The sequence below is a fragment of the Pseudoalteromonas sp. NC201 genome, from assembly GCF_002850255.1.
GTDB lineage: Bacteria > Pseudomonadota > Gammaproteobacteria > Enterobacterales > Alteromonadaceae > Pseudoalteromonas.
On the sequence record NZ_CP022523.1, the window covers coordinates 489,974 to 502,023 of the forward strand.

8 protein-coding genes are annotated in these 12,050 nt (G+C 43.8%); 7 read left to right on the plus strand and 1 reads right to left on the minus strand.

Annotation, left to right across the window (positions count from 1 at the left end; genetic code table 11):
- Window positions 1–115: 115 nt before the first annotated feature.
- The 4 genes from PNC201_RS20065 to PNC201_RS20080 all read left to right on the plus strand — a co-directional run bounded on the left by PNC201_RS20065 (window position 116) and on the right by PNC201_RS20080 (window position 5,976).
- Window positions 116–355 (plus strand): hypothetical protein, encoded by a 240-nt coding sequence (locus PNC201_RS20065; protein WP_010376069.1) that lies wholly within the window; start codon window positions 116–118, stop codon window positions 353–355.
- Window positions 356–436: 81 nt separating this feature from the next.
- Window positions 437–1,636: an exonuclease SbcCD subunit D gene (locus PNC201_RS20070; protein WP_102058183.1), complete on the plus strand. Its 1,200-nt coding sequence runs from the start codon at window positions 437–439 to the stop codon at window positions 1,634–1,636.
- Between the two features lie 4 nt (window positions 1,637–1,640).
- On the plus strand, window positions 1,641–5,300 hold the full coding sequence (locus PNC201_RS20075) for an SbcC/MukB-like Walker B domain-containing protein (protein WP_102058184.1): 3,660 nt from the start codon (window positions 1,641–1,643) through the stop codon (window positions 5,298–5,300).
- 10 nt (window positions 5,301–5,310) lie between these two features.
- The gene (locus tag PNC201_RS20080) at window positions 5,311–5,976 is read left to right on the plus strand and encodes a class I SAM-dependent methyltransferase (protein ID WP_010605596.1); all 666 of its coding nucleotides are present in this window, start codon (window positions 5,311–5,313) and stop codon (window positions 5,974–5,976) included.
- A gap of 301 nt (window positions 5,977–6,277) precedes the next feature.
- Here PNC201_RS20080 and PNC201_RS20085 read toward each other — a convergent pair whose 3' ends face one another.
- Complete coding sequence (locus tag PNC201_RS20085; protein WP_102058185.1) at window positions 6,278–6,820, minus strand: DUF6942 family protein; 543 nt, start codon at window positions 6,818–6,820, stop codon at window positions 6,278–6,280.
- Window positions 6,821–7,259: 439 nt separating this feature from the next.
- On the opposite strand from PNC201_RS20085, the gene PNC201_RS20095 reads away from it, so the two are divergent.
- The 3 genes from PNC201_RS20095 (at window position 7,260) to PNC201_RS20105 (ending at window position 11,643) form a co-directional block, all read left to right on the plus strand.
- Window positions 7,260–7,796: a lipocalin family protein gene (locus PNC201_RS20095; RefSeq protein ID WP_102058187.1), complete on the plus strand. Its 537-nt coding sequence runs from the start codon at window positions 7,260–7,262 to the stop codon at window positions 7,794–7,796.
- Window positions 7,797–7,992: 196 nt separating this feature from the next.
- Entirely contained in the window at window positions 7,993–9,921 is a 1,929-nt protein-coding gene (locus PNC201_RS20100) for an alkaline phosphatase PhoX (protein WP_010376054.1), read from the plus strand.
- Window positions 9,922–9,987: 66 nt separating this feature from the next.
- The gene (locus PNC201_RS20105; protein ID WP_102058188.1) at window positions 9,988–11,643 is read left to right on the plus strand and encodes a hypothetical protein; all 1,656 of its coding nucleotides are present in this window, start codon (window positions 9,988–9,990) and stop codon (window positions 11,641–11,643) included.
- Window positions 11,644–12,050 lie beyond the last annotated feature (407 nt).

Sequence of the window (12,050 nt, forward strand, 5' to 3'; positions counted from 1 at the left end):
GATATTGACCCAAGTTTGTCTTTAAAATCGCGCACTTTACAATCTATGGGTAAAACTGGCGTTAGTTTTGCTCTGTACTAAATACCCGTTTAGCGAATCAAATGTGGTGGGCAGTATGGATTTCTACATACTAAAAAAACAAGAGAAGTTTGTTGCAATTCCTGCAGACGAACAAAACTGTAAAGATTATTTAGATGACGGCTATTTTTATGTTGATAAAGTAGCTGCCTGTAACGAGAAATCGGCGATTAAACGCGTGCAAGATAAGCATAGTCGTGTTTTCAAGTTACCTGCTAAATTCTTTTTACTGGCATTACCTATAATCATTTTTGCTTGGTGGCAGTTGACTCACTAAGCTGTTAAAGCGTCAATATTCACAAGACGAATATTGCTCGACGATGCTATATTAGCGTTTCTATAGGAAAAGGAACGCTAAATGAAGGTTTTACACACGTCTGACTGGCACTTAGGGCAATCGTTTTACGAGCATGATCGCAGTGAAGAGCATCAGCTGTTTTTAGACTGGCTATGCGATGCGCTGGTTGAACAGCAAATTGATGTACTGTTGATCAGCGGTGATATTTTTCATACCGCAACACCGCCCGCGAGTGCTGAAAAGCAACTGTATACCTTTATCCAAAAAGCATCTCAACTGTGTCCTCAGCTGCACATTATTCTGATTGCAGGCAACCACGATTCCGCTAATCGCATTGAAACCGCAAAACCACTCTTAACCTTATTCAACACCCATGTTATTGGACGCTTTAACAAGCAAGCGCCTGAACAAGTTGTTATCGATTTACCCATCGCCGCGCAGCATATGCATGTTGTGGCAATGCCATTTTTGCGCAGTGCTGATTTACCAAAACCGCTAGATGACGAGTTTGACTATCAAACCGGGGTACAATTAGCTTATCAGCAAGCGCTAAGCACGATAGAAGAAGTGAAAGGTCCTATTGTGCTAATGGGGCATCTGCACGCCAAGGGTGGAACGATTTCTGAAGATTCTGAGCGTAACCTCAACATTGGCGGCTTTGATGCGGTGTCTGCCGGCGTGTTTGGCGAGCAGTTTGACTATGTTGCGCTAGGCCATTTACATAAAGCGCAAACCGTCGCTAAGCAAAGTGCTATCAGATACTGCGGCACACCTTTGCCAATGTCATTTTCCGAACGCAATTATAAGCATCAAGTATTGCTCGCTGAATTTAATGAGCAAGGTCTGGTCGATGTAAACCCCCTTTACGTTCCCCGTTTTAAAGATGTGTTATATATCCCTGAAGATGGTGCAAAGCGCTTGGCTGAATTATGCGAAGCTATCGCGGCGCAGGATTTTAGCAAGTTCGATAGCGCTCCCTATGTTCGCTTAAAATTATCTGCAGCTGAAACCAATAGCCGCTTTCGAGCCGAGATTGATGAAGCGCTAAAAGGGAAGGATATTAAGTTTTGTGGTATTGAGCGGGTGTCTAAAGGCGCAGCCGCCAGTGAGTGGTTGTTTGAAGATTTGGGCAAAGTTGAATCGTTATCGCCCAATACCTTGTTGGATATTGCCTATCGCGAAATTGAACCTGAGCAGGAAAAAGCACCCGCGACATTACATGAAAAGTTAGCAGAAGTGATCGCGAGCATGGAGGAGTAGGACGATGAAACTTGAAAAAATATTAATCACCAACCTTGCCTCTATAGAAAGTGCAGAAGTCGACTTTACTGCGGCACCACTCAAAGACACCGGTCTTTATGCCATTACCGGTGATACAGGGGCGGGAAAAAGCACTTTACTGGATGCGGTTTGCCTTGCATTTTATGGCAAAACCGCACGGTTAAAATCGGACGACAAAGAGAAAGTTGCCTTTAATGGCGATAACATTAAGTTAAACGACCCGCGAAACCTATTGCGTCGGGGCTGTGTTGCGGCATCTGCTAGCGTGGTTTTTATTGCTCAAGATAGCAAACGTTATCAAGCTATTTGGTCGGTAGAGCGCGCTAGAAAAAGCCCTAAAGGTAATTTAAAAACTGCCACTATTGAGTTGTTTAGCCTACCAGATATGACCCTAGTCTGTGAGAAGAAAAAAGAAACAGAACAAAAAATCGAACAGCTAGTCGGGCTTAACTTTGAACAGTTTACTCGAGCTGTGTTGCTTGCTCAGCATGAATTCTCCGCGTTTTTGAAGGCAGGGGGAGATGAACGGGCTCAGTTACTAGAATGTCTTACGGGTACCGAAAAGTTCAGCAATATCGGTAAAGCGGTTTTTGAAGCGCACAAGCAAAAGAAAACTGAGCTGCAATCTCAGCAAGATAGGCTAGGTCAAATTGTGCTCTTGTCACCAGAGCAGCATGCCGAACTTGAAGCACAGAAGTTGGGATTGCTTGATACAAGAAATCGACAACAAGAAACAAGTACAAAGCTGCAAGCTCAGCTGCAATGGCTCGCGGATGTCGAGCTAAGAAAGCAAAAAATAGCTGAGGTGGAACACTCGCTACAAACGCTTGAGCAGCAAATAGAAGAGGGAAAGCCACAGCAGGAATATGCGCAGCAAGTCTTAAAAGCCAATGAGATGCGTGATAACCGTGAGCAGCATGAGCTGGCGGATAAACGCGTTGCGCAGCTATCTCAAGAGCGGCTAGCACTGCAGCAACAAGATTTTGCATCCGCCATTACAACGCTCAAAGCAAAACAGCAGCAACTGGAACAGCAGCTTATTACGCAGCAAGCCAATTTTGTAAAGTTAGAACCAAGCTTTAACAGCATTCGTATATTGGATGAAAAGCTGAGCCTACATAAAGCGCAAGAACTAGAAACTAAGCCCTATCTAGATAAACACGCCAATCTTATTGCGCAACATGAGGCTGCAATGCAGAAGTATCAAGTGCAACAAGGCGAAATCGATACTGAATTACAGCAGTTAGAGCATGAGCAAGCGAATTTGCACTCAGTTAGCAATATTGCCGGGCAATGGAACGTGGTTCAACCTCAATTCGATGATCTGCAAAAGTACCAACAACAACGTAATGATTATGAAGTCCAGTTGCAAAAATTACCGAACGAACAGCAAGCGCTAGGTACACAATTGAGCAAACATGAGGCTGAGGTACAGCACCTACAAAAGGTTTACGACACCGAAGCCAGCGCGCTTTCCGCATTAAAAGAAGCACTCGCACCTTTGACTCAACAAGACCTAAATCTGGCATTGCAGAATTGGTCTCTATGCGTGCAGGCTTATCGTAGTATCGAAGAAGGAGATGCCTTGCTGCATCAGCTACGATCGCAACAAACTCAACATCATATTGGCTTGGAAAGGCTTGAGATACTGATCCGAGATACCAAGCAGCAAGATGAGTTGTCTAAGCAGCGCCTAGCCCTAACTCGTGATAACTTGGAGCAAGTGCAGTTACGCGCAAGTGAGCGGATCAGCGATTTACGCGCTCAATTGCGAGCAGGGCAAGAATGCATGGTATGTGGCTCAAAAGAACATCCTTATGGTGTAGAGCACATCGATGCCCATTGGGAGCAGTTACTATCGGATTTTCGGTCTCAGTATCAAGCTGCTGAGCAAGCTCGTGAGCAAGTGTTGCAGCGTTATAATCAACAAGTCGGTGAAAAAGAGCGTGAAAATGCGCTATGGCAGTCAGTCACTCAGGAAATTGCTCACTGCACTAAGCAAATAAATGAGAATCGCGCTCGACTAGATGCGTTGAGTGATGAGTATAAAGTTGGCAGCGCTGAGCAAGCTGAATTGCAACTTGTGAGTATTCAGTCACGGCTAAATGAACTATCCAAGTTACGCAATAATATCGACCGCCAGTGGCAATTGGTTCAGCAGGCACAACAACACCTCGAGCAGGCTAAACATAAAGGGCAGGCACTTCAGCAGCAGCACCATGATTTAGGTAATCATATTGCCTTTTTGCGAACCGAATATGATCAGCTATCACAAACAGTGGCTGCCTTACGCAATCGGCTTGAAGCGTTAATTTCCGATAAGTCGTGGTGGCAAGACTTTGATTCATCTCCTCAAGCTGCCATTAGGCAACTTAAAACGGGGGTGCAAACTTGGTTAAAAACCACCGAGCGCACCGATGCGTTAACGGCGGAAAAAGTTCAGCTTGAGCATCAATTACATCTTGTCAGTCAACAAAAACAAGATGAAGCGCAGCGACTTGAAGAATTAGAACATACGCTTTTACAACATCAGCAGAATATTGAACGCCTCAATCGCGAACGTGCTGAATACTTACCACAGCAGCACACCAGATTGGATGATTGGATTGCAGAGCTTAAGCTGCAAGAACAGCAAAGCCGAGAGCAGATCACACAAACCCAGCTAGCGCTGAGCCAAACCGAAGCACAGCGTGAAAAGACCCAACACAGTCTGACGCAACTAGAAAAGCAAATTGCCGAGCAAACATCCCGGTTGCAGCAACTTGATGCGCGTTTTGAACAATGGTTGCTCGACCAGCAAGGGCAGCTAGACAAAGTAAAAGTATTAGCGTTACTTGAGGTTTCTTTGGATGAAGCTCGAGCGAATTTAGAAAAGTGTGCGCAAGTTCAGCAAGCCTTTCAAAACACTAAGCTGCAGCTTAGTCATCAGCGTGAAGAACTCAGCCAACTTGAAAGTAAGTACCCTGATGGGGTTGATAGTGAACAAGTTAAGCAAAGTCATGCCGAGACGACGCAAGCACTTGAACAAACTCAAAATCAGTTACTACAAGTGCAAAGTGCATTAGAGGTTGATGCTCAGAATAAACAACAATTCTCTTTGCAAGCCGCAAATCTCGCTCAGTTGCAACAAGACTACGAGCAGTGGCATTTGCTAGATAAGTTATTAGGCGACGCAACAGGCAAAAAGTTGCGTAATTGGGCGCAAACGCAAACGCTAAAAATCTTATTGCAGTATGCTAACCAGCAATTGCATACGCTTTCTAGACGTTATCTGCTTACCAACATTGAGCAATCTTTAGAAATTGCGGTCATAGATAAAGATATGGCTGACGAGCAACGTAGCGTCAACACCTTATCTGGAGGAGAGTCCTTCTTGGTATCTTTATCTTTAGCACTTGGACTTGCTGCACTTTCATCAAATAAAGTGCAAATACATTCATTATTCATTGATGAAGGGTTTGGTACGTTAGACCCCGAGACGCTAGGTGTCGCAATTGATGCACTAGACGCGTTGCAATCACAAGGCCGCAAGGTTGGAGTGATCTCGCATGTTGCTCAGATGAGCGAGCGGATCGCCACCCGTATCCATGTGAATAAACAGCCGGGAGGCTACTCATCTTTAAATTTAGTACCACAAACATAAGGAAATTTGGATGCCGACTTTTACGGGCGAAGAAGCCCAAAACTACGACTCTAGGATCACAAAACTGGTGCCAGGTTATGCGTTAATTCACCAACTTACCGGGGCGCAACTTTTAGCACTTTACCCAGATAGCGCAACCATTTTGGTTGTGGGTGCAGGGACAGGCAAAGAAATTGTAGAGCTTGCTCAGCTAAACCCGAGTTGGCGGTTTATAGCGCAAGATGTATCTGCTGATATGTTGGCAATTGCAGATCAGCATTTTACTAAGTTGGGCCTACAGGAGCGTGTGCAGATCCATCATGGCGCGATTTCACCACAGGCCTACCAAGCGGATGCAGTACTGTGCTTGCTGGTGATGCACTTTGTAAAAGATAACGGCGATAAAGCAAGCTTGTTTAAACAAATGAGTGAGCAGCTAAAGTCGAATGGGCGTCTTTTTATTGCCGACTTAGAAAAACCTGCGACAAGCTTTGAACGTGAAGCGCAATTAATTGTTTGCAAACAACTTGGGCTGACTGATGTTGGCGAGCAGCGTATGAGGGTGAATTTAGAACATGAGTTTTACCCCGTGGATAAAATGCGCCTTGCAGAGTTGCTAGACACCGCAGGTTTTGGCATTGCCAAACCTTTCTTTAAAGCCCTTGGCTTTGCGGGCTTTGTGGTAGATAAGCAGTAGTTTTTATCTAAATAACCTGAGCTTCGGATAAATAAGCCAGACCATATTCGGGTTTGGCTTTCCATTCTTACTCTTTCAAAGTAGCTTACATTAAGTTAGTAAAATAGTGATCTATACCAAGCCAATTGCTGCTCTGCCACTGGCGTCACCGCGCTTTATCTAAACCTCAGGTCATTTACTTCTAAAAAGTTAGTAAAACTCTGATCTCAATGACCATGATGCGGAAGGGAGATCAGTATTTTACTTAGTAAAAGTTTGATCTATGCACGAATTGGCATGCTGTTTAGTTGCCGCCTAATATCTAACTTTGTCTTATTATATCCACTAACTTATTGATTTTTATATTACTAAGTTGGCGGTAATCCAAAAATGGTGAAATGATAAGGCGCAAGTTATAGTCAACGGCGAACTCATCATCTAGCCAAATTAGATTGTTAGTAAAAATCTGATCTTCAAGCAATGATTTCGCGTAGGTGCGTCCTGCAATTATATGCCAATCGTATGTTTTTGCTGAAAAATCAGGCGTTGAGAAGAGCAGGGCTTCTTGACTTGAAGCTTGAAGTAACGCGCTATCTCGATATGACTGCCAAGTTGAATAGTTAGTAATATCGTGATCTGGCAGCTTTGCAGCAAATAAAAACTTGGCAAAAACATTGAAGATTTTCCGCCAACCATTGCCGCAATGCGCATTAATATGTTCGATCTCCCTATTGGCTAACGCACTGACTTGCATCAAATTATTATAAGGTTCTATGCGTGGCGGATGTTCAATATAAAACGCAACCTTACCCGTTGCTACACCCAAACCATGAGTTAGTATTTTTTTGCTCTGTGCTGTATTCATCATACTTTGCTGCGATCTATTCATTTACACGTAAGTTTAAAATAAATAAAGTGAAATTGGCATGGTAAGGGTTTGAATTAAATTTTGCTTTTACTAGGGCCTGTTGACCTTTGCTGTTTGATTTTTGTTTCCCTGAGTGGGTTTTGGTCGCGGCGCTCGACTTGCCGCCTAGTAATCTAAGCAAAAGTTGAGCAACAATGAACAAAGCGCACTCAGGGGAACCCAAAGGGCAGCGCCTGATTGGCATTTCTAATGCGTTATCGCCTGACTCACATAGAATAACTATGCTACACAGGCTCTTCCTTGTATAAATGGCAATCAAACTGCTGCAAAAACAAACTTGAAAGATCAACAGACCCTAGGTAAAAAATCGAACCTATCGTTAATCTTAGTGCTTGGTTACTACGTATGACATCAAGATGGAATATGGAGAACTTATATGAAAGTACGACAGTTATTTTTCACAGCGATTTTAGTGCTCGCAGTTTCAGCATGCACAGGGCTGCCTGAGGGCATCAAACCAGTTAAAGACTTTAATGTTGAGCGATATACAGGCACTTGGTATGAAATCGCGCGATTAGACCATTCATTTGAAAGAGGAATGCAGAACGTCACGGCAACTTATAGCCAAAATCCCGACGGTTCAATTAAAGTCGTAAATAAGGGATATGTAACAGAGGAAGGAGAGTGGAAAGAAGCGGTTGGCAAAGCTAAGTTTGTTGCAAATGATGAAATAGCGCATCTGAAAGTGTCATTTTTTGGTCCGTTTTATGGCAGTTATGTGGTATTCGAGTTAGATGAAGACTACCAGTATGCATTTGTTACCAGCTACAATCGTGATTACCTTTGGTTGCTTTCTAGAGCACCTAAAGTGTCGGATACCGTAATGAACAAGTTTAAAACCATGTCAGAACAATATGGTTTTAACACCAATGAACTTATCTATATGAGACACGAAACCGTTCGAAAAGAATAGTGTAAACCCCCTTTACACTAAAGTTCCTTTTATGGGTATTTTAACTTGCTAACAGAAGGGAGGCTGTATGTGAGTTGAGTATAAGTGTCTTATTCCTGTAGGAAATGGTTAATAAATCATTCAGTCAACTGTAACAGGAACACTTCACACTGTTGCACGCTTTACAAAAAATAATACTTAGGAACTGGAGTAACTCATGAAGCGTGTAGCATATTCTCTTATTGCAGCAGCGGTTGCAATGGCACTTACAGCCTGTGATGGTGACGATGGAGCACAAGGTCCTGCGGGTCCTCAAGGTGAGCAGGGCACTGCTGGCCAAGACGGTGCAAACGGCACTAATGGATCGAATGGTACTAATGGTTCAAACGGCACAAATGGACAAAATGGTACTGACGGACAGGATGGTCAAAATGGACAAGACGGCCAAAATGGTCGTGATGGTAGTTACAGCGTACCAGGCCTTGTTCGCATCGCAACCGTCCCAGCTGGTGCTGAAGTAACTGGTCTATTTCTTTCTGAAGGGGGGGACTTGTTCTTCAACGTTCAGCACCCAAATGACACCAACACAGCTACTGATAAGTTCAATAGCAAGCCATTCAATACAGGTACTGTCGGTGTACTAACCGGTGTGAACTTTAATAACCTACCTGCAAATATCCCAAGCGCGCCAGTTCCAGCTTCGACCATGGAACAACAAACCGTGATTTCTGCAATTGGTCAATATCAAATTCTAGGCCAAACAGGTGACACATTCGCAAACCTTGGCACTAAAGGGTTAGCGGGTGGTTTGGGTGTACATTACAGCATCTCAACTGGTGAAGAAATCATTAAAAATGATAACCCTGATTTCAATGGTTATATTCCAGTCGATGCAAACACAGGTTATCTATTCACAAACTGGGAAGCGTACCCAGGTGGTGTCAGTCGTTTGAAAATGAGTAAAGCGACAACGGGTAAATGGTCAATCGAAGAAGCCATGATGGTAGACTTCGACGGTGTTAAAGGCACAGCAGCCAACTGCTTTGGTTCAGTATCACCTTGGGGCACACCGCTGACTTCGGAAGAATGGATTGTCTGGTCTGAAGTTGATTCAACACAAGATCCACAGTGGAATAATCCTGCTGAAACAGGCAATGACACAATGGAAGCGTTAATGGCACCTGATTTCCCTAACCCTTATCGCTACGGTTACATTGCGGAAATCAAAAATCCTACAACCGAAACGCCTGATGTTGTAAAACACTTCACAATCGGTCGTTATGAGCATGAAAACTCGGTTGTAATGCCTGACCGTCGTACTGTTTATTCATCACAAGATGATACCGGTGGCGTACTATTTAAATTTGTTGCAGATCAACCAGAAGACTTAAGTGCAGGTACCCTATACGCAGCAAAGCTAACTCAAGATGCGGGCCTTACCGATCCGGCTGTAACTGGCTTTGACATTAGCTGGGTTGAGCTGGGTAGCGGCAGTAATGCACAGATTGAAACTTGGGTGGCTGAGTACGACGGCATCAATGAGACTGACTATGTTGAAGGTCAAACAAGCTATTTGTCTGTTGCTGATGTAAAAGCGTGGGCGGAAGGCGCTGCTACTTATCCAACAGTTGCAAACGGTGGCGGTAAAGTAACGGCAGGTAAAGCGATGGACAACCGCGCTATCTTCCTAGAGTCTCGTCAGGCTGCACGCCAAAAAGGCGCTACGGCTGAATGGCGTAAACTTGAAGGCTTAAGCATCAACCATAACCGCGTACTTGAGGCGGTAACTGGTCAAGATGTTGTTGCCGGTGAAGTGGTAGATAAAGCCTATATGTATATCGGTATCTCTGATATCGACAACACCATGATTGATGGCGAAGGTGACATGCAGCTTTCTGCGCGTGTTAAAGATTGTGGCGGTGTATACCGTGCACATATCGATAACAACTATAACCTAACTCGCATTGAGCCGGTTGTTATGGGTGCAACTTACCGCTCGTCACTAACTGGCGCTGAGCGTTGTGACGTCAATCAGCTTTCGCAGCCTGATAACGTAATCGTTATGGAAGATGGTCGCATCATTATTGGTGAAGATGGCTTCCAAGAAAACAACACGCTTTGGCTTTATGACCCTAAAGCAAAATAATTAAGCAAGTAGCAGTGCACTGAATGGTGCGCTGCTTTTTTTTAGCAAAATTTTGGAGTCATAAAAATGAAATACGTTAGCCTAACTCTAGTGGCATTGACGAGCGTAGCCTTGTTTGGTTGTAATGATGAACAGACTCAAGGGCTAACCAATACCGCACTTATGTCGGCGCAAACTACAGCACCTTATAAACAGGGTGATGATATTCCTGCGGCCGCATTTATGCAGCACAATGAAGTCTATAACCCTGAATCAGTGATCCCACCTCAGTGTTACACCAAAACGGATGGCGTGAATAACCCTTGCTATGCCTGCCATCAATCATATGATGAAAAAAACCGACCAAACATGATGCGTGATGCCAATTTACAAGGCGCCTATGAGTTTTCCGATCTTGGATTTAAAAACCACTGGAAAAATTTGTTTAAAGATCGTTCTGAGCTTATCAAAGGTATCTCAGATCAAGATATTACTAACTGGGTCAACCAAGATAATTACAGCCCTTTCATCGAAAAACTAAAAAATAGCCCTGACTGGAAAGGTGAGATCACTCCACTTAACAACTTGGCATATCCAGAAAAAGCGTTCGATGAGCTTGGTATAGCAAAGGACGGCAGTGGCTGGGTGGCATTCAATTATAAGCCTTTTCCTAGTACTTTCTGGCCAACCAATGGCTCGACGGGGGATGTCATGATCCGCCTTGCTGACGCCTTCAGAGAAAAAGGCGAAACGTATAATCAGGACGTTTACCTTGCCAACTTAAGCCTAGTTGAAATGGCTGTAAAGGGACTTGACGAAATATCAACGCCAGTGATTTCTGAATCGCGAGTTGGCGTAGATTTAAATGGTGATGGCAAACTCACGAAGATCACTAGCATGCTGCGCAGTGAACGTTACCTTGGTGATGCCAATACTATCGAGCTTGCTCATCAGTTATACCCACAAGACACCGAGTTTTTACATACCGTTCGGTATATTGGGGTGGATGATAATGGCCAAGTATTTAATGCGCCAAGAATGAAAGAAGTGCGCTACATGAAGAAGCACAACTTTAAATCCAAACAGTCACTCGGTGCTGCTTACTACAGAGAAGCGAAAGAAAAGTCATTCGAAAATTACCCACAAACGCTTTATTTGGGCGACCAAGGGATCAATAACAACTTTGGTTGGACGATTAACGGTTATATAGAGGATAAAAATGGCGCACTTCGTCCGCAACATGAGCAAGAGCTTGCATTTTGTAATGGCTGTCACAAAACCATTGGCTCAACCTATGACCAAACCTTCTCGTTTGCGCGTAAAGTTGAAGGCAAACTGGGTTGGGGTTATATCAATTTAAAAGAGATGCAAGACGTACCTAACAAAGGCGAAGAGCAGGGCGAATTCTTGACCTATATGATGCGTGTTGGCGGCGGTGATGAGTTTAGGCAAAACCAAGAGATGCTAATGCGCTGGTTTAACGAAGATGGCACGGTAAACAGCAAAAAAGTGCAGTCTGCGAAGAACCTTTATGAATTGATCACACCATCAAAACCACGTGCGCTGGCGCTGAATAAAGCCTACTTAACCATTGTCAAAGAGCAAAGCTACCTGTTCGGTCGTGACGCCACTATAGTAAAAGCGCGTAATGTGCTTGAACAAGTCGATGATTCTCAACAGCCTCTAGAGCCAGAGCACCGATATGTGTGGGATATGCAGCTGGATTGGAATAAAGCCGAGTAAATCGTGTTCAGGGTAGGGGCGCTTCCTACCCTGAGTTGATAAAGGCTCAAAGATAAAGGGACTGGCACTGATAAACTGCCATCATCCTAAGAGGTAGTTTCAAATTGAAATTGCACGCTAATCTTCTTATCACATAGACCTTGAAGGTAAGATAAAGCTTAAGCTCGGATCTGAGCAGAATTACTCTTCTCGTTTTCTGGATCAGAATTTAACTAACCAACAGATTTCCTTTGGCACTTAGATCAGAATTTTACTAAGTTAGTCCGAGAACAAGACTACCAGATCATATTTTTACCAACTGATTAAGCTAATTGAGCTCATGAGATCATGATTTTACTAACCTAACTTAGTTTGAGTTAGTAAATTTGCGGTGTATAGCGTCATTATTGCTGATATTTTATGCTAAA